The 25,695-nt window shown below is 69.6% G+C and carries 23 protein-coding genes and 1 tRNA gene; 18 read left to right on the plus strand and 6 right to left on the minus strand.

Going from position 1 to position 25,695, the window contains the following annotated elements; translation table 11 throughout:
* Positions 1–91: 91 nt before the first annotated feature.
* The gene (locus tag J2126_RS06665; RefSeq protein WP_209485052.1) at positions 92–1,465 is read left to right on the plus strand and encodes an MFS transporter; all 1,374 of its coding nucleotides are present in this window, start codon (positions 92–94) and stop codon (positions 1,463–1,465) included.
* Positions 1,466–1,613: 148 nt separating this feature from the next.
* A complete protein-coding gene (locus J2126_RS06670) occupies positions 1,614–1,913 on the plus strand; it encodes a putative quinol monooxygenase (protein ID WP_209485054.1) in 300 nt (99 codons plus the stop codon).
* Between the two features lie 4 nt (positions 1,914–1,917).
* On the opposite strand, the gene J2126_RS06675 is transcribed toward J2126_RS06670, so the two are convergent.
* The 3 genes from J2126_RS06675 to J2126_RS06685 all read right to left on the minus strand — a co-directional run bounded on the left by J2126_RS06675 (position 1,918) and on the right by J2126_RS06685 (position 6,847).
* Positions 1,918–2,943, minus strand: coding sequence for an FUSC family protein (locus J2126_RS06675; protein WP_209485056.1), 1,026 nt, complete (start codon positions 2,941–2,943; stop codon positions 1,918–1,920).
* 125 nt (positions 2,944–3,068) lie between these two features.
* Positions 3,069–5,717 (minus strand): AAA family ATPase, encoded by a 2,649-nt coding sequence (locus J2126_RS06680; RefSeq protein WP_209485058.1) that lies wholly within the window; start codon positions 5,715–5,717, stop codon positions 3,069–3,071.
* Positions 5,717–6,847: a metallophosphoesterase family protein gene (locus J2126_RS06685; RefSeq protein WP_209485060.1), complete on the minus strand. Its 1,131-nt coding sequence runs from the start codon at positions 6,845–6,847 to the stop codon at positions 5,717–5,719. The genes J2126_RS06680 and J2126_RS06685 overlap by 1 nt, the downstream gene beginning before the upstream one ends.
* 367 nt (positions 6,848–7,214) lie before the next feature.
* On the opposite strand from J2126_RS06685, the gene J2126_RS06690 reads away from it, so the two are divergent.
* The 3 genes from J2126_RS06690 (at position 7,215) to ppk2 (ending at position 9,029) form a co-directional block, all read left to right on the plus strand.
* Complete coding sequence (locus tag J2126_RS06690; protein ID WP_209485062.1) at positions 7,215–7,451, plus strand: hypothetical protein; 237 nt, start codon at positions 7,215–7,217, stop codon at positions 7,449–7,451.
* Positions 7,452–7,653: 202 nt separating this feature from the next.
* The gene (locus J2126_RS06695; protein ID WP_209485064.1) at positions 7,654–8,136 is read left to right on the plus strand and encodes a hypothetical protein; all 483 of its coding nucleotides are present in this window, start codon (positions 7,654–7,656) and stop codon (positions 8,134–8,136) included.
* A gap of 41 nt (positions 8,137–8,177) precedes the next feature.
* On the plus strand, positions 8,178–9,029 hold the full coding sequence (gene ppk2, locus J2126_RS06700; RefSeq protein WP_209485066.1) for a polyphosphate kinase 2: 852 nt from the start codon (positions 8,178–8,180) through the stop codon (positions 9,027–9,029).
* A gap of 60 nt (positions 9,030–9,089) precedes the next feature.
* Here the strand turns inward: ppk2 and J2126_RS06705 are convergent, their stop codons facing one another.
* On the minus strand, positions 9,090–9,332 hold the full coding sequence (locus tag J2126_RS06705; RefSeq protein WP_209485068.1) for a hypothetical protein: 243 nt from the start codon (positions 9,330–9,332) through the stop codon (positions 9,090–9,092).
* Positions 9,333–9,905: 573 nt separating this feature from the next.
* On the opposite strand from J2126_RS06705, the gene treS reads away from it, so the two are divergent.
* Complete coding sequence (gene treS, locus J2126_RS06710) at positions 9,906–13,127, plus strand: maltose alpha-D-glucosyltransferase (RefSeq protein ID WP_209485070.1); 3,222 nt, start codon at positions 9,906–9,908, stop codon at positions 13,125–13,127.
* Between the two features lie 63 nt (positions 13,128–13,190).
* Positions 13,191–13,568, plus strand: a complete 378-nt coding sequence (locus J2126_RS25280; RefSeq protein WP_245327230.1) for a hypothetical protein — start codon at positions 13,191–13,193, stop codon at positions 13,566–13,568.
* Positions 13,569–13,595: 27 nt separating this feature from the next.
* On the opposite strand, the gene J2126_RS06720 is transcribed toward J2126_RS25280, so the two are convergent.
* Positions 13,596–14,552, minus strand: a complete 957-nt coding sequence (locus J2126_RS06720) for a pirin family protein (RefSeq protein WP_209485072.1) — start codon at positions 14,550–14,552, stop codon at positions 13,596–13,598.
* Positions 14,553–14,785: 233 nt separating this feature from the next.
* Here J2126_RS06720 and J2126_RS06725 point away from each other — a divergent pair, with 233 nt between their 5' ends.
* The 4 genes from J2126_RS06725 (at position 14,786) to J2126_RS06740 (ending at position 17,814) form a co-directional block, all read left to right on the plus strand.
* A complete protein-coding gene (locus J2126_RS06725; protein ID WP_081762738.1) occupies positions 14,786–14,950 on the plus strand; it encodes a Flp family type IVb pilin in 165 nt (54 codons plus the stop codon).
* A 22-nt stretch (positions 14,951–14,972) separates the two neighbouring features.
* Positions 14,973–15,449, plus strand: a complete 477-nt coding sequence (locus tag J2126_RS06730) for an A24 family peptidase (RefSeq protein ID WP_209485074.1) — start codon at positions 14,973–14,975, stop codon at positions 15,447–15,449.
* Positions 15,450–15,572: 123 nt separating this feature from the next.
* A complete protein-coding gene (locus tag J2126_RS06735) occupies positions 15,573–16,940 on the plus strand; it encodes a leucyl aminopeptidase family protein (protein ID WP_209485076.1) in 1,368 nt (455 codons plus the stop codon).
* A 16-nt stretch (positions 16,941–16,956) separates the two neighbouring features.
* On the plus strand, positions 16,957–17,814 hold the full coding sequence (locus J2126_RS06740) for a C40 family peptidase (protein ID WP_209485079.1): 858 nt from the start codon (positions 16,957–16,959) through the stop codon (positions 17,812–17,814).
* 12 nt (positions 17,815–17,826) lie between these two features.
* On the opposite strand, the gene J2126_RS06745 is transcribed toward J2126_RS06740, so the two are convergent.
* Positions 17,827–19,455 carry a sensor domain-containing diguanylate cyclase gene (locus J2126_RS06745; RefSeq protein WP_209485081.1) on the minus strand — a complete coding sequence of 543 codons (1,629 nt, stop codon included), beginning with the start codon at positions 19,453–19,455 and terminating at the stop codon, positions 17,827–17,829.
* Between the two features lie 135 nt (positions 19,456–19,590).
* On the opposite strand from J2126_RS06745, the gene J2126_RS06750 reads away from it, so the two are divergent.
* From J2126_RS06750 to J2126_RS06780, 7 genes are all read left to right on the plus strand, one after another.
* Complete coding sequence (locus J2126_RS06750) at positions 19,591–20,289, plus strand: YggS family pyridoxal phosphate-dependent enzyme (protein ID WP_209485084.1); 699 nt, start codon at positions 19,591–19,593, stop codon at positions 20,287–20,289.
* Positions 20,290–20,333: 44 nt separating this feature from the next.
* A tRNA-Glu gene (locus J2126_RS06755) sits at positions 20,334–20,409 on the plus strand.
* 471 nt (positions 20,410–20,880) lie between these two features.
* Complete coding sequence (gene fabI, locus J2126_RS06760) at positions 20,881–21,645, plus strand: enoyl-ACP reductase FabI (RefSeq protein ID WP_209485086.1); 765 nt, start codon at positions 20,881–20,883, stop codon at positions 21,643–21,645.
* A gap of 69 nt (positions 21,646–21,714) precedes the next feature.
* Positions 21,715–23,127, plus strand: a complete 1,413-nt coding sequence (locus J2126_RS06765) for a bifunctional enoyl-CoA hydratase/phosphate acetyltransferase (RefSeq protein ID WP_209485088.1) — start codon at positions 21,715–21,717, stop codon at positions 23,125–23,127.
* A complete protein-coding gene (locus J2126_RS06770; RefSeq protein ID WP_209485090.1) occupies positions 23,124–24,329 on the plus strand; it encodes an acetate/propionate family kinase in 1,206 nt (401 codons plus the stop codon). Before J2126_RS06765 ends, J2126_RS06770 begins: the two co-directional genes overlap by 4 nt.
* A gap of 12 nt (positions 24,330–24,341) precedes the next feature.
* Entirely contained in the window at positions 24,342–24,995 is a 654-nt protein-coding gene (locus tag J2126_RS06775; RefSeq protein WP_209485093.1) for a CoA transferase subunit A, read from the plus strand.
* 35 nt (positions 24,996–25,030) lie between these two features.
* On the plus strand, positions 25,031–25,684 hold the full coding sequence (locus J2126_RS06780; RefSeq protein WP_209489936.1) for a 3-oxoacid CoA-transferase subunit B: 654 nt from the start codon (positions 25,031–25,033) through the stop codon (positions 25,682–25,684).
* The last annotated feature ends 11 nt before the right edge of the window (positions 25,685–25,695 follow it).

Consider the following 25,695-nt stretch of genomic DNA (forward strand, 5'->3'; position numbering starts at 1 on the left):
CGCACGGCGCCCGTTTCCTCGCCCACCCGTCAGAACCTCCGCGCCTGTGCGCAGCAAGACCAAGAACAAATGCCCCCCTTGGAGGACCGAAATGCTCATGCAGACCCCACCCCGGATGGTGGCCGACGGCCCGGCGGACATCAGCGCCCGCATCGAGCGGCTGCCGGTGACGCGCCGGGTGTTCTGGACCCGAAACATCATCGGGGCCGCCACCTTCTTTGACGGCTACACCGTCATCGCCATCGCCTATGCGATGCCGGTGCTGGTGCGCGAATGGGGTCTCAATCCCGAGCAGACGGGCATGATCCTCTCCATGGGCTACCTCGGGCAGCTCATCGGGGCGGTGTTCTTCGGCTGGCTGGCCGAGCGCATCGGCCGCCTCAGCGTGCTGCTCTTCACCATCCTCTTGTTCGTCAGCATGGACATCGCCTGCCTGTTCGCCTGGGGCGCGGCCTCCATGATGGCCTTCCGCTTCATCCAGGGCATCGGCACCGGGGGCGAAGTGCCGGTGGCGAGCGCCTATATCAACGAATACATCGGCTCGAAGGGGCGCGGCCGCTTCTTCCTGCTGTACGAGGTGATGTTCCTGTTCGGCCTTGTGGGCGCCGGCCTCATCGCCCGGGCGCTGGTGCCGGTCTATGGCTGGCAGGCCATGTTCCTGGTGGGTCTCGTTCCCGCCGCCATCCTCATCCCGCTGCGCTTCTTCATGAAGGAATCGCCCCGCTGGCTCGCGTCCAAGGGGCGCTATGCGGAGGCCGACCGGATCGTGTCGGACCTGGAACGCAGCGCCATCGCCCAGGGCCATGTGCTGGCGGAGCCGAAGCCGGTGGCCGTGAAGGCGGTGGAGAAGTCCGGCATCCGCGAGCTGTTCAGCGGCATCTATCGCCGGCGCACGCTGACCATCTGGTCCATGTGGTTCTGCTCCTACCTCGTGGCCAACGGCATGATCGCCTGGCTGCCCACCCTCTACCGGCAGACCTTCAACCTGCCGCTGGAAACCGCGCTGCTCTACGGCCTGCTCACCTCGGTAGCCGGCGTGGTGGCCTCCATCGCCTGCGCGCTCCTCATCGACAAGGTCGGCCGCAAGCGCTGGTACACCTTCGCCTTCCTCACGGCGCCGCTCCCGCTGCTGGCGCTGGTGTGGATGGGCGCGACCTCCCCCACCGAGGTTCTGGTGCTCGCCGGCCTCGCCTATGCGATCGTGCAGACCATCACCTTCTCGCTCTACCTCTATTCGGCGGAGCTCTACCCGACCCGCCTCCGGGCGATCGGCACCGGGCTCGGCAGCGCCTGGCTGCGCCTCGGCTCCTCGGCCGGTCCCATCTTGGTCGGCACCATCATGGGCGCGGCGGGCATCCAGTATGTGTTCGCGGCCTTCGCCGGCATCCTCGTGGTCGGCGCCCTCGTCACCATGTTCTTCGCCATCGAGACCAAGGGCCGGGTGCTGGAGGAGCTTTCCCCGTAGCCTGCCTTCGCCGGAGCGACGCGCGATCAGGACGCCGGCGGACCCACTGCGGGCCTCACCTCTACGAGGCGGCCAGTCGCAGGGCCCTTGACCTTCATGCGGGAAGAAGGCCCATTGCCGGCCTCTTTTCCAAAGGGAGCCATCGAAGATGAGCGCGCCGGTGAAGATCGTGGTTCTCCTCTCCGCCCGCCCGGGCAAGGCGGAGGCGTTGCAGGCGCTGCTCACGGGCATGGCCGCCGCCACCCGCGCCGAGCCGGGCAACCTGCGCTGGGATTTCTGGCGCGACCAGTCCGAGCCGACGCGCTTCGTCATCGACGAGCTTTACGCGAATGCGGCGGCCGTCACCGCCCACCGCGAGACGGCGCACTTCGCGCATTATTTCGCGCACATCAACGACCTCGCCGAGCGCACCCCCTTCGTGCTCGATCCGGTCGACGTGCTGGCCTGAGCCATCACGGCCCCGCCGGCCGCTCCGGACGGGGACGGCGGGGCGGGCGGGCGATCTCGGCGAGCGCGACGGCGACAAGGCCGAAGGCGCCCCCGATGAGCACATTCTCCACCCGCTCGGCGGCGATGCCGCTGCCCGTGCCGGCGAACGCCGCCGCGAGCGCGATGAAGAAGCAGCGTGCGCCGAACCCGATCACGTAGCGCGAAAACGCGATCAGCGTGAGCATGGCCCCGAGCACGCAGAAGGAATAGCCCACCTCGCTCACCGGCAGCGCCAGCCCGATGAGCAGGCCGAGCGGCGCGCCCACCAGCGCGCCCATGGCCCGGAGCTTCAGCTTGCCGGTGGAGGCGGAGAGATCGCCCACCACGACGCTCGCCGCCGACCAGATCAGCCACTGGCCCTCGCGGATGTCGAACACCTCCACCAGCGCCGCCGCCGCGAACACGGCGGCCGCCGTCGCCACCGCCGGCCCCAGCCAGTCGCCGGAGCGCGGGCCGAAGATGTCGGCGCGGTCCAGCGTCCGCCGACGGCCGTCCAGCGCCTGCACCGCGCAGACGAGGGCGAGCCCGACGGGCGAGAGGCCCAGCATCACGCCCGCCTGCCACAACGCCGCCTCGCCCAGCGCGCCCTCGCGGATCTCCAGCGCCAGATAGACGGCGGGTATGAAGACCCAATTGCCCAGCGTCCGCAGCAGCGTGCCGAAGCGGGTGACCGCCGCGGCCATGAAGCCGGTCACCGCCGCCAGAACGACGAAGAGCGGCGGGATGGGCGCCGCCAGGAACAGCAGCGCGAAGGTGGCGACGATGACGAGATACTGCACGATCACCGCCGAAGGGCTGAGCCGCAGCTTCAGCGCCGGGATCAGCAGCGAGACGGTGAGGAGGCACAGATTGACCAGCGCCGGCTCGCGCGTGAACAGATAGGCGATCACCAGCGGCCCGGTCACCACCAGTGCACGGACGATGGCGCCGAGATGAAGCTCCTGCGCCAGAAGGGGACGCAGCCCCGCGCCAGCGCCGGTCACGGGCATGCCCGCCCGGCACCCGGTGCCGCCGGTCCAGGCACGCCGCGCCGCCCGCGCGCTCGGAGATTGCCGCCCATCCCTCTGCCCCTTCCCGCCACCATCCTACACCGGGTGCGGCGGACGGGGGAGCATCAGGCGGGACGGATGGCGAGCCGCGTCGCCGCCATGGCCCGGTAGGCCGAGGCGCGGCAGCTCAGCACCAGCACCTGCATGCGGCCGGAGGCCTCGGAAAGGATGTCCATCATGGTGTCGAAGCGGTCGTCGTCGGCGAAGACGAGGGCATCGTCCAGCACCAGCGAGGCCGGCTGCCCCTTGTCAATGAGGAGGTCGGCGAACGCGAGGCGGGTGAGGATGGCGATCTGCTCCTGCGTGCCCTTGCTCAGTATCTCCGCCGCCTCCTCGCGGCCGGCGCGGGTGAGAAGGCGCGGCTTGAGGTCCTCGCCAAAGGACAGGCTGGCCGAGGGCAGCAGGCGCCGCACATAGGGCTCGATGCGCCGGGTGACGGGGGCGAGATAGCGCCGCGCCGCATCCTGCTGAGCCTCCTTCAGCACCTTGAGCAGCAGCGCCAGCGTGTCCGCCTCGCCTTTCAGGCGGGCGAGCGCGGCGGCGGCGGCCTCGGCCTCCTCGTCGGCGGCGGCCTTGCGGGTCGCGGGGCCTTCCCCGCCCAAGGTGCGCGCCTGCTCTTCCAGCCGCGCCACCGCACCCGCCAGCTCCGGCAGCTGGGCTTGCAGCGTGTCGCGCCTCTTTCGGAGACCGTCGCGACGGCGGATGAAGCCGTCCGCGTCCAGCCCCTCGGCGGCGCGGCGGGCGGTGTCGCAATCCACCAGCGCGCGGGCCTCGGCGGCACGGGCCTCTTCCAGGGCAGCGGCGAGATCGACGTCCGGGAGGGCCGCGCGGTCGGCGGCAAGGTCGGCGGCGAGGCGCGCCCGCTCCGCCTCGGCCCGCTCCAGCGCGGCCGTGAGGGCGACCTCCTTCAGCTCGCCCGCCTTCAGGCTCTCCAGAGCTGCCTCGCGGCGCGCGGCGGCCTCGGCCTCGGCGGCGCGGGCGGCGCGATAGGGCGTCTCGACGTCAGCGGCGGAGAACCCCGCATCCTTGGCCTCCGGCGCCGGGCGCTCCACGCCGGCGAGCGCGCCGCGCAGGGGATCGAGACCGGCGGGAATGCCGAGGGCGGCATCGGCCGGACATTCGGCCTTGAGCCGGGTCTTGAGGCCGAGCAGTTCGGCCTCGTCGATGGCCCGCGCCCGGCCCGCCGCACGGGCGGCCTGCGGAGCATCCTGGCCGACGCTCGAAAGGAAATCGGCGAGATCGCGCCGGGCCGCCCGAAGCCGCGCCAGCGCCGGCTCGCCCGAGGGTGGCGGGGCGAAGGCGAGGGTGCCGACGCCGGGAATGGCGAGGGTGCGCGGGCGGCTGAGGCGGATGGCGCCTTCGGTGAGCGGCACGCCGTCGAGGAGAATCTCTGGCGCGCCCGGTTCAAGAGTCACGGTAAGGGTGGCGGCGCCGGCTTCCGCCTGGGCGCGCGCGGCGCTTTCCGCATCCTCCAGCTGGCGCAGGCGATCCATGGCGGCGGCGTCCATGCGCGAGGCCGCGATGCGGCTCTCCCGCGCCCTAATGTCCCCCGCAAGCGCCTCCGCTCGGTCGAGCCGGGCGAAGGCGGAGGCGAAGGCGGAGGCGAAGGCGAGGCGGCGTTCGGCGGCGGCGCGTTCGGCGACGGACTGGTCCCGCCGCGTCTCCGCCTCCCGCAGGCCCGCGCGGGCGGCATCCAGCGCAGCGGCCGCAGCTTTTTCAGCGGAGCGGGCGTGGCCGATCACCTCGGCATGGGCGCTCACGGCCTCGGCGGCGCGCGCAACCTTCGCCTCGGCCTCCCGAAGCTGGCCCGCGAGCTTCTCGCGCCCCGCCCTGCGCTCCTCGAGCGCAGTGCGGCGGCCGGATTGCTCGCGCACGGCGAGGGTGGCGATCTCCAGCGCCTGGCCGGCGGCGCGGGCGCGGGCGATATCCTCGTCGAGCGTCTTCAGATCGGCATCGGTCTGCGGGTCCTCGATGTCGCGCACGAGGCGGCGACGCTCGTTGCGCTTATATTCCAACTGCTCCAGCACGCCCTCGAATTGCTCCAGCTCCCGCGCCCGCTCGGTGGCGGAAAGACGCGCGGCCTCGGCCGCCTCCATCGCCAGCTTCAATCGCTTGGTAGGCTTGCCACCGGGAGTAAGGAAATCCTCGAGCGCCTTCTCCACCTGCGCCACCACCGCCTTGGCCCGGCGCCCGCCGGTGACCGCGCCGATCTCGCCGGCCAGGGCCTCCTCCAGCGTGCGGCGGGCGGTTTCGCCCGGGCTGCCGAGGAGGAAGGACTGGCCCTGCTCCACCCACAGCAGCCCCAAAGCGCCACGGCTGTCATCATCGGCGCCGCGATTGCCGGCGGGTGCGAAACCGAGCAGCCCCTGCAATTTTTCCTCGGCGGCATCCGAGGCGAACCGCCCCTGCGGCCCCTCCAGCATCACGGAAGGCGACAGCAGAAACCGCTTGGTGAGGCGCCATTCCTCGCCGTTCACGTCGAAGGCCAGTTCCACGCTCGGCGCCACCTCGTCGCCCTGCGGACGGAAGGAGCGGATACGCTCGCTCTTGGCGCTGTGCCGTTCGAACAGGGCGGCGCGCAGGGCGTCCAGCACGGTGGATTTGCCGGTCTCATTGGGCTCGCAGACGAGGTTCAGCCCGTCGGTGAAGCCGTCCACCACCACGGGGGCGCGGAACTTGCGGAAATTCTCGATCCTGAGGCGACGAACCCGCATCACGCTTCCCCCGCCCTTTGGGCGCGCATCTGCTCCACATAAAGACGCTCCAGCGCCTGGGCGGCGAGCCGCCCCTCGGCCCCGCCCCCGCCCATCATCGCCCGCAGGCGCACGGCGGCGGCGTGGAGTTCGCCTTGCGTGTCGATCTCGGAGAGATCCGTGTCAGTGGGACGGGTCACGAGGTCGTCGGCAATCAGGTCCAGCCAGCGCATTTCGTGGGCGAGTTCATCCTCCAGCCGGCGCCGCACAGCCACCCGCTCGGCCAGGGTGACGAGGCCGGAGAGCCGGAGCCGGCAGACCAGATCCTGCCGCGCCACGCCCGGCGCGAGGCCGGCGATGCGCGCGTCGAGATCGTCCGCGCCGGAGAGGGTCCAGCCCTCCTCCAGCCAGTGGTGGCGGCCGATAGGCAGTTCCGTCACCTGCGGCGGGGCACTGCCGGAGACATCCACGAGCAGGGCGACACCCGTGACCTCACGGCCGAAATCGTCCGGCTCGGGCGTGCCGCTGTAATAAGTGCGCTCATCGATGCGGATGCGGCCATGCCAGTCGCCCAGCGCCAGATAGGCAAGGCCGGCGCGGCGGGCGCGGTCGACGGCGACGAGATTGGGGTCGGCATCCCCGCCGAAGGTCTGAACCGAGCCGTGGGCGAGGCCGATGCGCAAGGCGCCCGGCGGGGTTTCCGCCCCGTCGAACCATTGGGTGGGGTCGGCGACGCTGCGCTTGCGGGAGAGCGGCGCCGGCAGCAGCACGGCCGCCTCGCCCGATCCGGCGCCCAGCTCCAGCGGCCGCGCCTCGGTGAGGGCTGCGACATTGGCCGGCGTGTCGGCGGCAAGCCGGCTCCACAATCCGTCGGCGCGCAGGGGATCGTGGTTGCCTGGCAGCAGCAGGAAGCGCACGTCGGCCTGCGCCTTCATGCGGTTGAGCGCCTGCCGGTAGACGCGATCCCCCGGCTCGGGGCTGTCGAACACGTCCCCGGCCACCAGCACCAGCGGCGCGCCATGGGCACGCGCGGCGGCGGCGAGGCGGTCGATAACATCGAGCCGCGCCTCCTTCAGAACGGTGCGCGCCTCCTCCGGCACGCGGCCGAACGGCTTGCCCAGTTGCCAGTCAGACGTGTGGATGAAACGCATGCCCGCCTCCGCGCGCAGATGTGGCGCAGGCGCGGCAACGGCGCAAGGTGGGACCGGGGCCGCCCGTCCGACGGATCGATCTCCGGCGCCGATGATGTCGGCGAACACACCCCAAGCGGCGTGCATCTTCATCTGCGACATTCGGTCTTTCAATACCGGCGCACACTCTTTGATCACGATCAAGGAATGGGCGAACACCCCCGCCTAGCGTTTCCGGATTGCGGGGCTTTCCGGGTCCGGCGGGGGTCCGAAAAGGCTGCCCGGCGGATCGTCGGCAGCGGCGCGGGGGCAGGTCCGGCGTTTCAGGACCGGCCGCCGGAAGGCGACCGCAGAGATTTTCTTGATCCTTTCCAGAGGAGACCTTGTGATGAACGCCCTTTCCCAGCCCATCCTTGCCGCCGAAGCGTCCGCCACCGATGACGTGCTGATCCACGTCCGCTTCGAACCCAACGCCGACATCTTCACCATCGACCGGCTGCCCGAGGGCCAGAGCGGCAAGGCGTGGTTCGATCACCTCTACGCCAATGCGGCGTCCCATTACCGGACCTTTGCCAACGGCCGCGGCTTCTTCCGCATTCCGGCGTCCGTCTTCGCGACGCTCTGAACGCTTGTAAATCCGTGTTCTCCAGGTTCGACCTCCGGGTCGAAACGGGAGGCCGGCGCCAGCTCTCCGGCGCCGGCCTTTTTGTTGGCGCTCCGCCGGATGTGAACGCGAGCGCCGCCGGAAAGAGTTGATATCGGACAACGACATCGCCCCACTGATGGGGAAACTGCCCAAAGACGGCAGTTCCCAAGGGAGGCGACCCATGTCCGAGGCAGCACAGCAGCACACCACACTGGGCGACGAGAGCTTCATGAGCGCGGATGATCTGCGCGCGTACATGATGGAAGTCGAGACGGCCAAGCTCTCCAAGGAGATCTCCGCCATGGACCGGGCCGACAAGGCCCGTGAGGAGCTCATCAAGACGCTCTCCCAGCCCTTGGACCTGACGCCCGAGACCCTGCACCAGATCGCCCAAAACCTGCTCACAAAGATCCGCCTCGCCGCCCAGCGGGGCGAGACCGAGATCATGGTCATGCGCTTTCCCAACGTGCTTTGCACCGACAAGGGCCGCGCCATCAACAATGCGGAAGAGGGCTGGCCCGACACGCTCACCGGCCGCCCGCGCCAGGCCTTCGAGCTGTGGCGCGACCACCTCCGGCAGGGCCACTACAAGCTCAAGGCGATGATCGTGGACTGGCCGAACGGCATGCCCGGCGACGTGGGCTTCTTCCTGAGCTGGGCCTGACCCGCCGTCCTATCGGCGCGGTTTCAAGGGAGGACGCCGCCATGGCGCACAAGCACAAGAAAAAGCACACGACCCAGACCATCCTGCCCCCTTCCGGCACGGACGGCGACAGCCCCGCCGCCCCGCTCTCCCGCAAGGAATACGAGGCGGAGCTGAAGCACCTGCATGCCGAGCTGGTGAAGCTTCAGCTGTGGGTGAAGCACACGGGCGCGAAGATCTGCATTGTCTTCGAGGGCCGGGATGGGGCCGGCAAGGGCGGCGTCATCAAGGCCATCCTGGAGCGGGTGAGCCCGCGCATCTTCCGGGTGGTGGCGCTGCCGCCGCCCACCGAGCGCGAGAAGACGCAGATGTTCATCCAGCGCTATGTGACCCACCTGCCGGCCGGCGGCGAGATCATCATCTTCGACCGCTCCTGGTACAATAGGGCCGGCGTCGATCGCGTGATGGGCTTCTGCACCGAGGAGCAAGCCCAGAAATTCCTGGCGAGCGTGCCCTACGTGGAGCAGTCCATCGTCGAATCGGGTGTGATCCTCCTGAAATACTGGCTCGAAGTGTCAGAGGAGGAGCAGACCCGGCGGATGGAGAGCCGCATCGACGATCCGCGCAAGATCTGGAAGCTCTCGCCCATGGACCTGGAATCCTACGCGCGCTGGTATGATTACTCCCGGGCGCGAGACGCCATGTTCGAGGCCTCAGACACCATGTGGGCGCCGTGGTTCGTGGCCTTTTCAGACGACAAGAAGCGGGCGCGGCTCAACATCATCTCGCACCTGCTCTCCCGCATCCCCTACGAGGACGTGCCGCGGGAGAATATCAAGCTGCCGAAGCGCCAGAAGGACCCTGACTATGTGGAGGCGGACTATGCCCGCCACCGGGTGCCCGAACGGTTCTGAGCGACCGCTCGACCACATGGCGAAAAGGCGGCCGGCTTGCGCGGCCGCCCGGCCGTCCGATCACATCATCCGGCGCTGCGCGTCGGGGGAAAGACGCATGGCGTCGGCGAAGGTCTCGAACGCCACCCAGGCCCGGCGCTGAAGCTCGGGCAGGCGGGCGGCCTCCATCTGATCCACCAGCATCTCGGCATGTTCTCCCACGGGATGGGAGCGGACGAAGCCGATGGCGTCATCCAGAGAGCGCAGGATGATGCAGGAGCCATCGATGCAGATCTTGAGCGGGTGGTGGGCGGCATCGACCATAGGCGGTCCTCCGTGTGAGCTGTGGGGCAGCTGGGGTGTCGCGTCAGGTTCTGCCGGCCAACGACGCTTGGCGCCTCCCGCATTTTGGGGAGACCGTCAAAAAGCGCGATACATGACCGGGGCGGGGCAGGCTCCTTTGAGCCCGAACGACCGTTGAAACGCGGATCAGCCACCAAGGTTCCCATCGCTCATCAAAAAAAAATTCTGGTCGGCCATCCTCCATTTTCGGGATGCCGGGAAGGCCCTGTCCGCGCGAAACAGGACGGGCGCCGATATTGCCACGGCAAACTGACGCGCCGGCCGGACGGCATTCCCCCGCATGCCGTCCGGCTGCCCCATTTCTCCCCTGAACTCTCCCTGACGGAATTCGGAACCGCCACGCTCCAGCCGCGTTGGGCAAGCATGGCCGCTCGTCCGGCGCGTCCGCCGCAGCGGCGACGTGTCGGCCGGGCTCCACCGTTCGTCCTTCCACGACGGTTCAAGGGAGCACCGTGCCTTTCTGCCCCGCCCCCATCTCGTCCGCCCCGGCCGCCGCGCGCGGCTCAAAGTCCTCCGGAACCGGGAGCCTCGGCCATGCCTGAGCCCGTCACCGCCGGCGACAACCCGCTGTGGTACAAGGACGCCATCATCTACCAGCTGCATGTGAAGTCGTTCTTCGATGCCGATGACGACGGCATCGGCGACTTCCGCGGGCTGATCTCCAAGCTCGATTATATCGCCGAGCTCGGCGCCACCGCCGTGTGGCTCCTGCCCTTCTACCCCTCTCCGCGCCGCGACGACGGCTACGACATCGCGCTCTACGAAGGCGTGTCACCGGACTACGGCACCATGGACGAAGCGCGGCGCTTCATCGCCGAGGCGCACGCGCGCGGGCTGCGCGTCATCACCGAGCTGGTCATCAACCACACCAGCGACCAGCACCCCTGGTTCCAGGCCGCCCGGCGCGCGCCGAAGGGCAGCCCCGAGCGCAACCTCTATGTCTGGGCGGATGACGACAAGGGCTATCCCGGCGTGCCCATCGTGTTCTGCGACGTGGAGAAATCCAACTGGAGCTGGGACGAGGTGGCCGGCCAGTTCTACTGGCACCGCTTCTACGCCCACCAGCCGGACCTCAATTTCGACAATCCCGAGGTGCTGGAGCGCGTGCTCTCCGTCATGCGCTTCTGGCTGGACATGGGGGTGGACGGGCTGCGGCTCGATGCCGTGCCATATCTGGTGGAGCGCGAGGGCACCGACTGCGCCAACCTGCCCGAGACCCACGCCATCCTGAAGCAGATCCGCGCCCATCTCGACGCGCACTACACCGGCCGGATGCTGCTGGCCGAGGCCAACCTCTGGCCGGAGGACACCCAGCAATATTTCGGCCCCAATGCCGACGAATGCCACATGGCGTTCCACTTCCCGCTGATGCCGCGCATGTACATGGCCATCGCCAGGGAGGACCGCTTCCCGGTCACCGATATCCTGCGCCAGACGCCGGCCATCCCGGCCACCTGCCAGTGGGCCATCTTCCTGCGCAACCACGACGAGCTGACGCTGGAGACGGTGACCGACGCCGAGCGAGACTATCTGTGGAGCATCTATGCTTCCGACCGGCGCGCCCGCATCAACCTCGGCATCCGCCGCCGCCTCGCGCCGCTGCTGGAGCGTGACCGGCGGCGCATCGAGCTGATGAATTCCCTGCTGCTCACTCTGCCGGGCACGCCTGTCATCTATTACGGCGACGAGATCGCCATGGGCGACAACATCCACCTCGGCGACCGCGACGGCGTGCGCACGCCCATGCAATGGTCGCCGGACCGCAACGGCGGCTTCTCCAAGGCCGATCCGGAAAAGCTGGTGCTGCCGGTGATCCAGGATCCGCTCTACGGCTTCCCGGCCGTGAATGTGGAAGCGCAATCGCGCGATGCCCATTCCATGCTGAACTGGACGCGGCGGTTCCTCGCCGTGCGCAAGGAGCATCTGGCCTTCGGGCGCGGCACCTTCCGCCTGGTGTTCCCGCGCAACCGGCGCATCCTCGCCTATCTGCGCGAATTTGAAGGCGAGGCGGTGCTGTGCGTCGCCAACCTCGCCCACACCCTGCAGGGAGTGGAGCTGGACCTTGCCGAATTCGAGCGGCGGGTGCCGGTAGACCTCGTGAGCGGCACCAGCCTGCCGGCGCTCGACCGCGCACCCCTCGTACTCACCCTGCCGCCCTATGGCTTCTACGCCTTCCGCCTGTCCACCACGGCGGCGGAACCCGCCTGGCGCGATCCGGCGCCGGAAATGCTGCCGGAATTCGCCACCCTCGTGGTCCGCGACGGGCTGATGGGTGCCCTCTCCGACACCCACCGCGCGGTGATCGAGACCGAGGCGCTGCCGCAATATCTGGCGCGGCGGCGCTGGTTTCCCGGCACGGCCAAGGACATCGGCGCGGTGCGCATCGGCTGGGTCATGCGCCTGCCCGGCACCGAACGCGAAGTCGCCATGGCGGAGATCGAGGCCGATCTCGCCGGGCACACCGAGCGTTTCCTCATGTCCTTCTGCGTGGCGTGGGAGGACCAGCATCCCCCCGCCATCGCCGAGCAGCTGGCCCTTACCCGCGTGCGGCAGGGCCGGCGCGTCGGCTTCCTCACCGATGCCATGGTGCTGGACGGGCTGCCCGCCGGCGTGCTGCGCGCGCTGCGGCAGGCCGAGCCGGTGCCCCTCCCCGACGGGGGCGCGCTGGTGTTCTCGCCCACCGACCGGCTCGATGGCGTCGACGTGGAGCGCGGGGCGCTCTGCGAGCTAGTCGACGCGGACGAGCCGGCGGCAAGCCTCGTCGTCACCGACAGGGTGGCGGTGAAGCTGTTCCGCCACATGGAGTTCGGCCGCACCGGCGAGCTGGAGATGGCGCGCCACCTCAGCGCCCTCGACTTCCCGCACGTGCCGCCGCTGATCGGCGCCGTCACCCGCACCCGGCCGGAAGGCGGATCGGCGCAGGTCGCGCTCGCCTACGGCTTCGTGCGCAATCAGGGCAACGCCGCCGGCTGGACCATGGCGCAGGTGCAGCGCGCGCTCGATGCGGCTGCCCGGCCCGATGGCGGCCACCCGCATTTCGAGGAGGAGGTGGCCGGCGTGCTCCGCGTGCTGCGCGGCAGCGCGCGGCGGCTCGCGGAACTCCATGCGGTCCTGTCGGCCCCCTCCCCCGATCCGGCCTTCGCGCCTGGCGTCGCGAGCACCGGCCAGATCGACGGCTGGATCGAGGAGGCCATGGCGGCCGTGCGCGCGGCGCCGGACGCGCTCGCGGAGGTCGATGGCGACTGGCTCGCCGCGCAGTTGCGCGAGCGCGTGGCCGGCGCCCTCGCCGGGGCGGAAGTGCCGGTCATCCGCATCCACGGCCGCTTCGATCTCGAACACCTGCTGGTGTCGGGCAGCGATGCGGTCATCACGGGTGCGCAGGGCGGACGCGACGCGGATGGGTCGCGGGAGAGCGGCTGGCGGGATGTGGCCGAGCTGCTTGCCTCGGCGGAGCATGTGCTCGCCCGCATCGGGGCCGGAGAAGCCGGTGTCGCGCGCGATGCGCCGGAGCTGCGGGCGGAGCTTCTCGCCGCCTTCCGCGCCCGCGCCGAGCGCGCGGTGCTGGCCGCCTACGGGGAAGGCGCACCGGACGGCGGCCGGGGCCGGCCATTGCTCGATGTCTTCCTTCTGGAGGCGCTCGCGCGGCGGCTCCGGTCGGGCCCGGACATGCGGGCCGGCGTGCGGCGGGAGATCACCGCCGGGCTCGAACGCGTCGCCGCCCGGGTGGCGCGTCAGGAGGCGCCGCTCGAAGCCTGATGGCATGCCGATGGGGAACGGGTGGCGCGGCCGCTCGTTGACTGCGCAAAGGAGATCGATGTTATGAGCCCCACAGCCACCACGTCCGCCCCCCGCACCGCGCCGCTCGACCAGCGGCTGGACGAAGCGCTGGAAGAGTCCTTTCCTGCCAGCGATCCGCCGTCCGTCACCCGCGCCCCGAAGGCGGAGGGCGAGCCGCGAGATGAGGCCCAGCGCGAAAAGGAGGAGGTCTCCGACCAGCTGGACGAGGCGCTGGAGGATTCCTTCCCCGCCAGCGATCCGCCCTCCATCACCCGCGCCCCGAAGCCCGAGGGCGATCCGGCGGCGGATGCGCGGGACGACGACGCGAAAAAGCGCACCTCTGACCGCCTCGACGAGGCGCTGAAGGAGACCTTTCCCGCCAGCGATCCGCCCGCGCTGGTCCAGCCCGGCGCAGTGTGAACGGCTCAAGAAGGGCCGCCTCCGCCCTCAGCCCCTCGGGCTTTGGGGGCGGGGGCGGCCGGCGCCGTCTTCGGGGGCTGGAATGAATTCGTCGTGGTCCATGGGGATGAGGTCGAACCGCCCCTCCCGCCATGCCGCCTTGGCCGCATCGAGCCGATCGAGGCTCGACGACACGAAATTCCACCAGATATAGCGCGGCCCCTCCAGCGGCTCGCCGCCGACCAGCATCAGCCGTGCGGGCGTGCGGGCGCGCACAGAGGTCGCGACGCCGCGCCGGATCACCAGCATCTGGCCGGGCGGGAAGGCGGTGCCGTCCACCTCCACCTCGCCCTCCAGCGTGAACAGGGCGCGGTCCTCGTGGGTGGGGTCCACCGGCACATGAGCGCCGGCGGCCAGCTGGATTTCCACATAGGTCGCGGGAGACGCGAGCGCGACGGGCGAGGTCGCGCCGAAGGCACTGCCGAGGATGACCCGCGCGCGTACCCCACCATCCGCCACAACCGGAAGCTTTTCGCTGTCGGCGTGGAGGAAGTCCGGCGCCGTCTCCTCCAGCGCTTTCGGCAACGCGATCCAGCTCTGGATGCCGAACAGCGGCCCGCCGCGCGCCTTCACCGTGGCGTCGTGGCGTTCGGAATGGACGATGCCCCGGCCGGCGGTCATCAGGTTCACCGCGCCCGGCTCGATCACCCGCTCGGTGCCGAGGCTGTCGCGGTGGATCATGCTGCCTTCGAACAGATAGGTGACAGTCGCGAGCCCGATGTGCGGATGGGGCCGCACATCCTGTGCCTGCGCCGCCGAGAATCGCACCGGCCCCATCCGGTCGAAGAAGATGAAGGGCCCGATCATCTGGCCCTGCACGGAGGGCAGCACGCGGGCCACCTCCATGCCACCGATGTCGTGGGCGCGGGGGACGATGACGGTCTCGACGGCCGCGCAGCTGGCGGCATCGCCGGGGACGGGATCGGGGGTCGGGGAGAAGCTCATGGCGGGAGCTTGCCGGCCTCCGGCGCCGCCGTCAAAGGGGCGTGGTGGACGGCGACGTCAAAGGCGCGCGAGCGGAACCGTTAACCTTTCACGCAGGCAACCCCCTCCTCCGGCACCGGCGGGGGGCGTTTTTTACTTCCCCGCAAGGGGCCGACCCTAGCGTCGGCCTACCGCGGCACCCTCGTCGCGGCATCATTTTCGCGGCCATGCGCCGCCCTGACCGGATTTGAGCCATGAAGCTTCTGTTCTCGCGCTTCATCAAGGAAGAGGACGGCTCCACCGCCCTCGAATACGGCTTGATCGCCGCCGGGCTTTCCATCGCCATCGTCACGGTGCTGGTGCAGATCGCCTCGACCTTCGCCCGGCTGCAGGCCTCCTCGGCCGCCGCCGGGAACTGACCGCGCGATGGGGATGGGCCACATGAGGATCGCCGAGCTGCTGCTGCTCGGCCTCTATCCGGCGCTGTTGTGCGCGTCGATCGGCGCGGACGTCGCCCGCCGGATCATCCCCAATGTCGTGGTCGTCAGCCTCATCGCCGCCTTTGCCGCCGTCACGTTTCTTGTCCCCGTGCCCGACCTGATCTTCCGGCTCGCCGCCGCCGGCGCCGTCACGGCGCTGGGCTTCTCCTTGTTCGCCGAGGACATCATCGGCGCGGGCGACGCCAAGCTCGCGGGTGCCATCGTGCTGTGGGTGGACCCGCTGCACCTGCCCCTGTTCGTGCTCGCCACCGGCACGATCGGCGCCATGCTCGGCATCGCCGCCGCGGCTCGCCATCGCTTCGCAGGGGTGGATGAAGCCGCCCTTGCCGACCGGCGCCGCGCCAGCCTGCCCTATGGGGTGGCGCTGGCGGGCGCCGGCCTCATTATCCATCCCCTGTCGAGCCTGCTGCATCCCTGATCCGGTACGGCTGCGCCACTCCCTTGCGGGCGGGCGCGGCGCGGACCACCATGCGCCGTCTGCGCGGCGCCGGATGGCGGAACCATTGCCTGTCCCCCCGGCGCGGCGCGAGGAGTTCCGTTGATGATCGATTGCTTTGCCCTGTCGTCCGCCGTCAGCCTGCCCGTCTGGTGCGTCTCCAAGGACACCTTCGCTTCCGCACCCATTCCCGAGGCCGCGCGCCGCTTCGCCGAAGCGGCCGGCTTCTCCGGCGCCGCCGGCAAGCTGCTGCTGCTGCCGAACGCCGACGGCGGGCTCGCCGGCGCCCTGTTCGGCATCGCCCCCGCTCCGAAGTCGGATGCTTTCGCCACCGGTGCCCTGCCCGGACTGCTGCCGGAGGGCGTGTGGCGGCTGGAGGGCGAGGTGCCGAGCCCCCGCCTCGCCGCCCTCGCCTTCGCGCTGGGCACCTACCGCTTCTCCGCCTATCGCACCGCCAAGGCCCCCAAGGTGCAGTTGGCGGTGCCGGAGGGCGTGGACGTCGCCCAGCTCCACCGCACGGTGGAGGCGGTGACCCTCACCCGAGATCTCGTCAACACCCCCGCCAACGATCTCGGCCCCGCCGAGCTGGAGGACGCCGCCCGCAGCCTCGCCGCCCGCCACGGCGCGCGTTTCCGCTCCATCGTCGGCGATGCGCTGCTGGCGCAGAACTTTCCCATGATCCACGCGGTGGGCCTTGCCGCCGCCCGCGCGCCGCGCCTCATCGAGATTCGCGCCGGCGATCCCGCCCACCCCAAGGTGACGCTGGTGGGCAAGGGCGTGTGCTTCGACACCGGCGGACTCGATCTCAAGCCCTCCTCGGCCATGCTGCTGATGAAGAAGGACATGGGCGGCGCCGCCAACGCGCTGGGCCTCGCCCACATGCTCCTGTCGCGCGGCGCGAAGGTGAACCTGCGGGTGCTCATCCCGGCGGTGGAGAATTCCGTCTCCGGCGTCGCCTTCCGTCCCGGCGACGTGCTGCGCAGCCGCAAGGGCATCTCGGTGGAGATCGGCAACACGGACGCCGAGGGCCGCCTCGTGCTGGCCGACGCGCTCGCCCTCGCCGACGAGGAGGCGCCCGACCTCGTGGTGGATTTCGCCACCCTCACCGGCGCCGCCCGCGTCGCCCTCGGCCCGCAGCTCCCCGCCGCCTTCACCGACGACGAGGACTTCGCCGCCGACCTCGCCCGCCACGCCATGGTGGAGGCCGACCCGCTGTGGCGGCTGCCGCTCTGGGCGCCCTACGCGGGCATGCTCGATTCCAAGGTGGCCGACATCAACAACGTGTCCTCCGGCGGCTTCGCCGGCGCCATCACCGCCGCTCTGTTCCTCGCGAAGTTCGTCGAGAAGGCCCGGTCCCATCTCCACCTGGACCTGTTCGCCTGGAACCCCGGCAGCCGACACGGACGCCCCGAGGGCGGCGAGGCGCAGACCATCCGCGCGCTGGACGCGCTGATCGCCGAGCGGTTCGGCTGAGGACAGGGGGGAAGCCATGACCTTCGCTTTGCCCCCGGGCCTCGATGCCCGGCTGACCCCCGCCCGCGCCGATCTTGCTGCGACCAGCCTCAAGGGGCTGGTGCACGTGCCCCGCTTCGTGGACGGCGAAATGCGGCGCGTGGCCGTGCCCGTCGCGCCCCTGCGCCGCCGCCCCGCCGGCGACGCCCCGCTCGAGACCGAGGCGCTGTTCGGCGAGCGGGTGCGCCTGTTCGAGGAGGATACGGAAGGCTGGGCCTGGGTGCAGCTGGAGGCAGACAATTACGTCGGCTACATGCCCGCCGAGGCCCTCGCCCCCGAAGGCACCGCGCCCGCGCACAAGGTGACGGCGCTCCGGACCTTCCTGTTTCCCGGACCGGACATCAAGCTGCCGCCCCGCGACGCGCTCGTGTTCGGCAGCCGGGTGGTGGTGCGCTCCATCTCGGGCGGGTTCGCCTTGACGACGGACGGCTGCCTGCCCGCCGTCCATGTGGCCCCCGCCGACGACCGCGAGGGCGATTTCGTCACCGTGGCTGCCCGCTTCCTCGGCGTTCCCTATCTGTGGGGCGGGCGCTCCAGCCTTGGCATCGACTGTTCGGGACTGGTGCAGACCGCCCTCGCCGCCACCGGCGTCCGGGTGCCGCGCGACAGCGACATGCAGGAAAAGGCCATCGGCGCGGCCATTCCGCTCGATGCCCCTCGCCGGCGCGGCGATCTCCTGTTCTGGCCGGGACACGTGGGCATCGCCGAGGACGAGCAGACGCTGCTCCACGCCAACGCCTTCCACATGGCCGTGGCGCGCGAGCCCCTCGCCGGCGCGCTGGAGCGAATCAGCGCCGCCGGCCTCGCGCTGCGGACCATCCGCCGTCCGGGCTGACGCGACGCCTCTTCAGCTGTGGGCGATGACCCGGTCGCGGCCGCCGCGCTTCGCCTCGTAGAGCGCGGCATCGGCGGCGGCGATAAGGGCGTCCGGGCTGCCCTCCGCTGTCGGCACGACGGAGGCGACCCCAAAGCTCGCCGTCACCCGGCGGCGCGGGGCGGCCGGATGCTCGATGCCAAGCTCGGCGAGCAGGCGGCGCACATCCTCCGCGAAGGCGACGCCGGCGCTCATGTCGGCACCGGACATCAGCACGACGAATTCCTCGCCGCCATAGCGCGCCACGAGATGGGACGTGCCCGCCGCCGCCGCCGACAGCATCCGCGACACGGCCCTGAGCGCGTCGTCACCCTGCAGATGCCCGCGCGTGTCGTTGAAGGCCTTGAAGTGGTCCACGTCGAGCATCACCAGCGTGAGCGGCACGCCCTCGCCGCGCGCCCGCACCCAATCCTGTGAGAACTGCACGTCGAAGGTGCGGCGGTTGGCGAGGCCGGTGAGACCGTCGGTCCGCGCCAGCGAGGCGAGGCGCCCGTTCATGGTCCTGAGCTCGTTGTTGCGCTGGGAGAGGCGGCGCGCCATCTCGTTGAAGGCCTGGACGAGGGGCGAGAATTCCGCGACGCCCATGTCGGTCACGCGATCCGCTTCGCCGCGCCCCACCGCCGCCACCGCCCGCGTGAGACGGGCGATGGGCGCGATGACGATCCGCTCCTCTGCCACCCAGGCGAGCAGCAGGAAGCAGGCGAGCGCGATGAAATAGGCCAGCGCCGTCGAGCGCACCTTGCTGTCGATGGGGCCCATCGCCTTCGCCGTCTCGATACCCACGGCAATGTGGATGGGCAGATTGCCGAAGCCCTCGAACGCGAAGATGCGCTCCTTGCCGTCATAGCCGGGCACCCGGACGATGCCGCTCTGCTCGGCCGTCACCGCGCGCGTGAGCGGGTGATCGGGAAAGCTGTGCTCCACGATATCGGGCATGGTGGGATAGCGCACCAGCACCATTCCGTTATCGCCGATGAGATCCACGACCACACCGAGTTCCACGGCGCTTCCGGCCGCGATCCGTGAGAGCCATTGAAGGTCGAGAACCACCCCGGTCACGGTGCGCACGCCCCCTCCCGGACCACGCTCCGCCCGCAGCAGGAACACCGAGTTGCGCCCGCTCACCCGCGAGACGAACATCTCGGTCATCACCACGCCGTCCACGGCAACGGCATCGTGGAAGTAGTCCCGCTCGGAGATGTTGACGCCGAGCGCGAGCGGCGCATGGGCGCAGCGGACGATGCCCGTCGCGTCCGCGATGAACGCGCCCTGGATGCCGGCCACCTCATCGGCGAGGCGGGACACCTGCCGGTTGCAGACGGCAGGATCCTCGAGCATACGATCCGCCATGCGGGACACTACTTCGAGGCTCGTCAATGCCCGCGACATGCCTTCCAGCTGGGCGAGCCTGGCGCTGCGGGCGAAGTTCCGCACGTCCTCTTCGAGGGCGGCGACCTGCACCTGCCGCTCGGCCATCAGGGCGAGCATCCGCTCCACCGACAAAGGGATGGCCACAAGGCAGACAAGGAACAGGACGCGCAGACGCAGGCTCGACCGCCGCCCGCGCGCAGCCTTGACCCCTCCCCCATTTCCCTCGACCATCCCGGCCGCCCCCCTGCCGCCCGGATACTTGAGCCGAACCGCAGCCTTTTCATACCCGCTTCTTGATCGGAAAGGGAGATCGGTACATGTCCTCGTTGGCGGCGCGTGGGCCGGCGCGAGGGTGGGAGCCAAAGCATGACTGAGGGCGGGGCAACGCCGGAAAGCGCACTGAGACTCGCCGCGGTGCGCCGCGAGATCGCCGAAAGCTGCGCGGAGTGCGGCCGCCCCGCTGCGGATGTGACGCTGGTGGCGGTGTCAAAGACCTTTCCCGCCGAGGACATCGTGCCGACGCTCGAAGCCGGACAGCGGGTGTTCGGTGAGAACCGGGTGCAGGAGGCGGGGCACAAGTGGCCCGGCCTGCGGGCGCGGTATCCCGACGTGGAGCTCCACCTCATCGGGCCGCTCCAGTCCAACAAGGCGCGGGAGGCTGTGGCCCTGTTCGACGTGATCCACACCGTCGACCGTCCCAAGATCGCGGCTGCCCTTGCCGAGGAAATGGCGCGCCAGGATCGCCGGCCGCGGCTGTTCGTGCAGATCAATACCGGCGCCGAGCCGCAGAAGGCCGGCGTTCTGCCCGAGGAGGCCGACGCCTTCATCGCTGTGTGCCGGGATATCCACAGGCTGGAGATCGCCGGCCTCATGTGCATTCCGCCAGCCGAGGACGTGCCGGACCCGCACTTCGCTCTCCTCGCGGAAATCGCGGCCCGCAATGGCCTTTCCGGCCTTTCCATGGGCATGAGCGCCGACTTTTCCGCCGCCATCCGCCAGGGCGCCACCCATGTGCGGATCGGCAGCGCCATCTTCGGCCATCGCCCCAGCCAGAAGGAGGCTTGAAGTCCCCGGCATTCGCCGCTATAGAGCCCTCCTCCTCGCGAGATGCTCCCATCGTCTAGCGGTCTAGGACGTCGCCCTCTCACGGCGAAAACAGGGGTTCGAGTCCCCTTGGGAGCGCCATTTGCGCAAATTATCCAACAAAAGCACTGTGTTACGCGCAACGCGTGAAAGGTTGGCGAGCCGGTTCGCCAGCCGGTCGGGCACGCCGCCTTTGCCGGTTGCGATCGGCTTGAACGCGACTCTCATGCTGTCGCGGGGGCCAATAACCTCTCGATCCGTGCGAGTGGCGAATTACTTGCTGCGCGTCCGAGAGCGGAGAATATCCGCTAGCCAGACGTATCCTTTTTCAAAGCGGCTCTCCGAGGCCGTTTAGAGTGCCGCGCGCTTGTTACCACCTATCGCGTCGTCGTCTCCGCCCCAAACCAGGCGAGCAAGTTCGTTCGCGGATTCAATGCTGCAGACGGCTATTGATCTACGTCAATTATAATTGAGACACGAATATTTCGCGAAATTTATGCATAGCCCCTCTAGAGTGCGACGGGACGAACTTTCCGGTCGCCGCGCGGGAAGCCGCGTGTCAGGGGTGGGCGCATGTTCAAGCTTCAGGATCAGCTGGCCCTCGTGGTGGGCGTCGCCAATGACCAGTCCATCGCCTGGGGATGCGCCAAGGCGCTGCACGAGCAGGGGGCCAAGCTTGCCATCACCTATCTCAACGAACGGGCCGAGCCGCATGTGCGCCCCCTCGCCGAGAGCCTCGGCGCCGACATCATCGCGCCTCTCGATGTGAGCGTTCCCGGCCAGCTTGAGGCGGTGTTCGACGAGATCACGGCGCGCTGGGGTCGGCTCGACACCCTCGTCCACTCCATCGCCTTCTGCCCGAAGGACGATCTGCACGGCCGCGTCGTCGACTGCTCGGCGGAAGGGTTCGCCACGGCCATGGACGTGTCCGTCCACTCCTTCCTGCGCATGATCCGCCGGGCGGAGCCGCTAATGGGCGCGGGCGGCACCTGCATGACCGTCTCGTTCTACGGCGCGGAGAAGGTGGTCGAGAACTACAACATCATGGGGCCGGTGAAATCGGCGCTGGAATCCGTGGTGCGCTACGCCGCCGCGGAGCTGGGGGAAAAGCGCATCCGCGTCCACGCCCTCTCGCCCGGACCGCTGAAGACCCGCGCCGCCTCGGGCATCGGCCATTTCGACGACCTTCTCGCCGCCGCCGCCGAGCGCGCGCCCACCCACCTCCTCGCTTCAATTGAAGATGTGGGTGCCTTCGCCGCCTTCCTCGCCAGCCGCGAGGCCGCCAACGTCACCGGCGGCGTCCACCAGATTGACGGCGGCTACAGCATCATCGGCTGAAAGCATTCCCGTCGTCGCACTCCCTTCCGGCGCCGCCCAGGGGCGGCCCATACCGAAGGCGCCCCGAGCATGAGACGTGAGAACAGGACCTTCAGCGAGCTTCAGGTCGGCGACAGCGCGGAACTGCGCCGCGTCTGCACGGCGGATGACCTGTTCGTGTTCGCCAGCGCGTCGGGCAACCACAATCCGCTGCACCTGCCCGGTTACGACCTCGACCAGGACGGCCGGCAGGACGACGTGACGGCACCGGCCATGTGGGTCGGCTCGCTCATCTCCGCCGTGCTCGGCAACATCCTGCCCGGCGCCGGCACGCGCTACCGTTCGCAGAAATTCGAGTTTCTCGGCCGCGCCAAGGCCGGCGACGACCTGGTGGCGCGTGTGCGCCTGACGGAGAAGCGGGACGACGGAGACGTTGTGCTCGCCACCACTGTCTATCGCGAGGAGCCGGAAGAGCTGCTGCTCAAGGGCGAGGCGGTGGTGACCGCGCCGAGCACCAAGATCGAGTATGAGGCGCAGGACATCCCCGGCCTCGTGGTCGAGCGCCATCGCCACTTCGATGCGCTCGTCGCGCGGGCCGAGACACTGGAGCCGCTCACCGTGGCGGTGGTGGCGCCGGAGGAGCCGAACTCCCTCGGCGGCGCCCTGCTGGCGGCGCGGCACCATCTCATCACCCCGATCCTGATCGGTGCCCGGGTCAAGATCGAGGCCGCCGCGAAGGACTGCGGCCAGAGCCTCGACGGCATCGAGATTCTGGACGTGACCGACCACGCCGCCGCATCGAACCTCGCGGTCGACCTCGTGGCCCAGCACCGGGTCGGCGCGGTCATGAAGGGCCACCTGCATACCGACGAACTGCTGCACGCCGCCCTGCGCAAGGAGAACGGCCTGCGCAGCGGGCGCCGCTTCACCCACATCTTCGTCATGGACGTGCCGGGGCTCGCGCACCCTCTGCTGGTGACGGATGCCGCCATCAACATCCAGCCCGACCTCGCCACCAAGATCGACATCGTGCAGAACGCCATCGATCTCGCCATCTCGCTGGGGATTGCTCAGCCAAAGGTCGGCGTCCTGTCGGCGGTGGAGACGGTGAACCCGCAGATCCCCTCCTCCGTGGACGCGGCGCTCCTGTCCAAGATGGCGGAGCGCGGCCAGATCAGCGGCGGGCTCGTGGACGGGCCGCTCGCCATGGACAATGCCATCGATGTCGCCGCCGCCCGCACCAAGGGCATCGTCTCGCCCGTGGCCGGCCATGCGGACATCCTGGTGGTGCCGAACCTCGACGCGGGCAACATGGTGGCCAAGCAGCTCACTTACGTTTCCCATGCGGAGGGAGCGGGCCTGGTGATGGGCGCGAAGGTGCCGATCATCCTCACCTCGCGCGCCGACAGCGCCAAGGCGCGCCTCGCGTCCTGCGCCGTCGCCGCCATCCATCATGCTCGCATGAGCGCCCTCGTATCCGCCGCCCGGGACGGTGCCCGATGACCACGCTACCGGTTGCCCTCACCCTGAACGCGGGCTCTTCTTCGCTGAAGTTCAGCCTGTTCGACATCTCCGGCGCGCCGACGCAGATGGCCATCGGCCTCGTGGAGAACATCGGCAAGCAGCCGCGGCTGAAGGCCGATCTCGGCGAGGCCCTGCCGGCGGTCGCGCGCGAACTGAAGCCGGAGGACGCCGTCGACCACACCGCCGCCCTCGCCACCGTGCTCGCCTTGCTGCGCGGGAGCTTCCCCGGTGCCAAGGCGTCGGTGGTGGGGCACCGCGTGGTGCACGGCGGCCCCCATTTCGCCGAGCCGATGGTGGTGACGGACCAGGTGATGGCGGAGCTGAAGCGCCTCTCGCCGTTCGCGCCGATCCACCAGCCGCACAACATCGCCGGCATCGAGGCGGCGCGGGCGGCCTTTCCGGAGGCGCTGCAGGTAGCGTGCTTCGACACCGCCTTCCACCGCCACCATCCCAAGGCGAACGACGTCTTCGCTTTGCCGCGGGAATATTACGACAAGGGCATCCGCCGCTACGGCTTCCACGGCCTCAGCTATGAATATGTCTCGGGCGAGCTGAAGCGCATCGCGCCGCAGATTCATGCCGGGCGGGTGGTGGTGGCGCACCTCGGCAACGGCGCCTCCATGTGCGGCATCCTCGGCGGCCGCTCGGTGGCGTCCACCATGGGCTTCACCGCCCTCGACGGCCTGCCCATGGGTACGCGCTGCGGCCAGGTGGACCCCGGCGTCATCTTCTACATGGTGCAGCAGGAAGGCCGCAGCATCGACGAGGTGCGGGACATCTTCTACACCAAGTCCGGCCTGCTCGGCCTCTCCGGCATCTCCAACGACATGCGCATTCTGGAGAGCGCGGGCGTTCCGGAGGCCAACGAGGCCATCGACTATTTCGTCTTCCGCATCCGCCGCGAACTGGGCGGCCTCGCGGCGGCCCTCGGCGGGCTCGATGCACTCGTCTTCTGCGGCGGCATCGGCGAGAATTCGCGCAAGATCCGCCGGCGCATCTGCGACGCGATGGACTGGATCGGCCTGGAACTGGATCACGACCGCAACGACAAAAACGCGCGGGTGATCTCGACCGACTTCAGCCGGGCGCGGATCATGGTGGTTCCGACCAACGAGGAAATCGTCATCGCACGGGCCGCCAAACGACTGTCGGCGATGCCCGAAGCGGCGGCGGCGGAATGAGGAGGGGGACGCATGAGGAAGGCGATCAGACCTGAGGAAGCGGCCGACATCGTGCCCGATGGCGCCGTGGTGCTCATCGGCGGCTTCATGGGTGTGGGGACGCCCGAGCGCATGATCGACGCGCTGGTGGCGCGCGGGGTGAAGAACCTCACCGTGGTGGCCAACGATGCCGCCATGCCGGGCAAGGGCATCGGCAAGCTGGTCAGCGCCGGCGCCGTCTCGCGGGCGATCATGTCGCACATCGGGCTCAACCCCGAGATCCAGAAGAAGATGATCGCGGGCGAGGTGGACGTGGAGCTGGTGCCGCAGGGCACGCTGGTGGAGCGCATCCGCGCCGCCGGCGTCGGGCTCGGCGCCGTCGTCACCGCCACCGGCATCGGAACGCCGGTGGAAGAGGGCAAGCAGGTGATCGAGATCGACGGCAAGCGCTATCTGGTGGAAAAGCCCATCCATGGCGACTTCGCGCTGATCGCCGCCCAGCAGGCGGACTATGCCGGCAACCTGCTCTATTCGCTGACCGCCCACAATTTCAACCCGATCATGGCGCTGGCCGGCCGCATGGTCATCGTCGAGCCGGAGATGATCGTGCCCATCGGCGTGATCCCGCCGGACGCGGTGAAGACGCCGGGTGTGCTTGTGGACCACATGCTCGCGAGGGCCGCGTGATGGATGCCAAGGTAACGGATCGCCCGCGCGCGGGCATGAGCGCCAAGGACGTGATCGCCCGCCGCGTGGCACAGGAGATCAAACCCGGCATGCTGGTCAATCTCGGCATCGGCCTGCCGAGCATGGTGGCCAATTACATCCCCCATGACCACGGCGTCTTTTTCCAGGCGGAGAACGGGGTCATCGGCCTCGGTGCCCGCCCGCCGGAAGGCATGGAGGACCCGCACCTCACCGACGCCGGCGGCGGCTTCGTGACCGCTGTGCCGGGCGCGGCCTCCATCGACAGCGCCATGAGCTTCGGCATCATCCGCGGCGGCCATCTGGACATGACCGTGCTCGGCGGCCTGCAGGTGGACGAGCGCGGCTATCTCGCCAACTGGATGGTGCCCGGCAAGATGGTGCCCGGCATGGGCGGCGCGATGGACCTCGTCGCCGGGGCGAAGCGCGTGGTGGTGGCCATGGTCCATTCCGCCAAGGGCGAGGCCAAGATCGTGCCCGAATGCACCCTGCCCCTCACCGCCATGCGCCGCGTCAGTCTCATCGTCACGGAATTAGCGGTGATCGAGCCGACGCACGAGGGCCTTTTACTGCGCGAGCGCGGACCGGATGTGCGCGTGGAGGACATCCTCGCCCAGACGTCGGCACGCCTCATCGTCGAGGATGACGTGCCCGAGATGCGGATCGGCTGATGACGGTCCGG

Origin of the sequence: Xanthobacter flavus (assembly GCF_017875275.1) — a bacterium.
Lineage (GTDB): Bacteria > Pseudomonadota > Alphaproteobacteria > Rhizobiales > Xanthobacteraceae > Xanthobacter > Xanthobacter flavus_A.

Excerpts from the sequence above, each read along its gene's own strand:
- J2126_RS06665 (WP_209485052.1), top strand. The coding sequence starts at position 92 with ATGCTCATGCAGACCCCACCCCGGATGGTGGCCGACGGCCCGGCGGAC.
- J2126_RS06675 (WP_209485056.1), bottom strand. The coding sequence starts at position 2,943 with ATGCCCGTGACCGGCGCTGGCGCGGGGCTGCGTCCCCTTCTGGCGCAG.
- J2126_RS06750 (WP_209485084.1), top strand. The coding sequence starts at position 19,591 with ATGACTGAGGGCGGGGCAACGCCGGAAAGCGCACTGAGACTCGCCGCG.
- J2126_RS06775 (WP_209485093.1), top strand. The coding sequence starts at position 24,342 with ATGAGGAAGGCGATCAGACCTGAGGAAGCGGCCGACATCGTGCCCGAT.
- J2126_RS06745 (WP_209485081.1), bottom strand. The coding sequence starts at position 19,455 with ATGGTCGAGGGAAATGGGGGAGGGGTCAAGGCTGCGCGCGGGCGGCGG.
- J2126_RS06720 (WP_209485072.1), bottom strand. The coding sequence starts at position 14,552 with ATGAGCTTCTCCCCGACCCCCGATCCCGTCCCCGGCGATGCCGCCAGC.
- treS (WP_209485070.1), top strand. The coding sequence starts at position 9,906 with ATGCCTGAGCCCGTCACCGCCGGCGACAACCCGCTGTGGTACAAGGAC.
- J2126_RS06780 (WP_209489936.1), top strand. The coding sequence starts at position 25,031 with ATGAGCGCCAAGGACGTGATCGCCCGCCGCGTGGCACAGGAGATCAAA.
- J2126_RS06695 (WP_209485064.1), top strand. The coding sequence starts at position 7,654 with ATGTCCGAGGCAGCACAGCAGCACACCACACTGGGCGACGAGAGCTTC.
- J2126_RS06740 (WP_209485079.1), top strand. The coding sequence starts at position 16,957 with ATGACCTTCGCTTTGCCCCCGGGCCTCGATGCCCGGCTGACCCCCGCC.
- J2126_RS06770 (WP_209485090.1), top strand. The coding sequence starts at position 23,124 with ATGACCACGCTACCGGTTGCCCTCACCCTGAACGCGGGCTCTTCTTCG.
- J2126_RS25280 (WP_245327230.1), top strand. The coding sequence starts at position 13,191 with ATGAGCCCCACAGCCACCACGTCCGCCCCCCGCACCGCGCCGCTCGAC.
- J2126_RS06730 (WP_209485074.1), top strand. The coding sequence starts at position 14,973 with ATGAGGATCGCCGAGCTGCTGCTGCTCGGCCTCTATCCGGCGCTGTTG.
- J2126_RS06670 (WP_209485054.1), top strand. The coding sequence starts at position 1,614 with ATGAGCGCGCCGGTGAAGATCGTGGTTCTCCTCTCCGCCCGCCCGGGC.
- fabI (WP_209485086.1), top strand. The coding sequence starts at position 20,881 with ATGTTCAAGCTTCAGGATCAGCTGGCCCTCGTGGTGGGCGTCGCCAAT.
- J2126_RS06680 (WP_209485058.1), bottom strand. The coding sequence starts at position 5,717 with ATGCGGGTTCGTCGCCTCAGGATCGAGAATTTCCGCAAGTTCCGCGCC.
- J2126_RS06735 (WP_209485076.1), top strand. The coding sequence starts at position 15,573 with ATGATCGATTGCTTTGCCCTGTCGTCCGCCGTCAGCCTGCCCGTCTGG.
- J2126_RS06685 (WP_209485060.1), bottom strand. The coding sequence starts at position 6,847 with ATGCGTTTCATCCACACGTCTGACTGGCAACTGGGCAAGCCGTTCGGC.
- J2126_RS06765 (WP_209485088.1), top strand. The coding sequence starts at position 21,715 with ATGAGACGTGAGAACAGGACCTTCAGCGAGCTTCAGGTCGGCGACAGC.
- J2126_RS06690 (WP_209485062.1), top strand. The coding sequence starts at position 7,215 with ATGAACGCCCTTTCCCAGCCCATCCTTGCCGCCGAAGCGTCCGCCACC.
- J2126_RS06725 (WP_081762738.1), top strand. The coding sequence starts at position 14,786 with ATGAAGCTTCTGTTCTCGCGCTTCATCAAGGAAGAGGACGGCTCCACC.
- ppk2 (WP_209485066.1), top strand. The coding sequence starts at position 8,178 with ATGGCGCACAAGCACAAGAAAAAGCACACGACCCAGACCATCCTGCCC.
- J2126_RS06705 (WP_209485068.1), bottom strand. The coding sequence starts at position 9,332 with ATGGTCGATGCCGCCCACCACCCGCTCAAGATCTGCATCGATGGCTCC.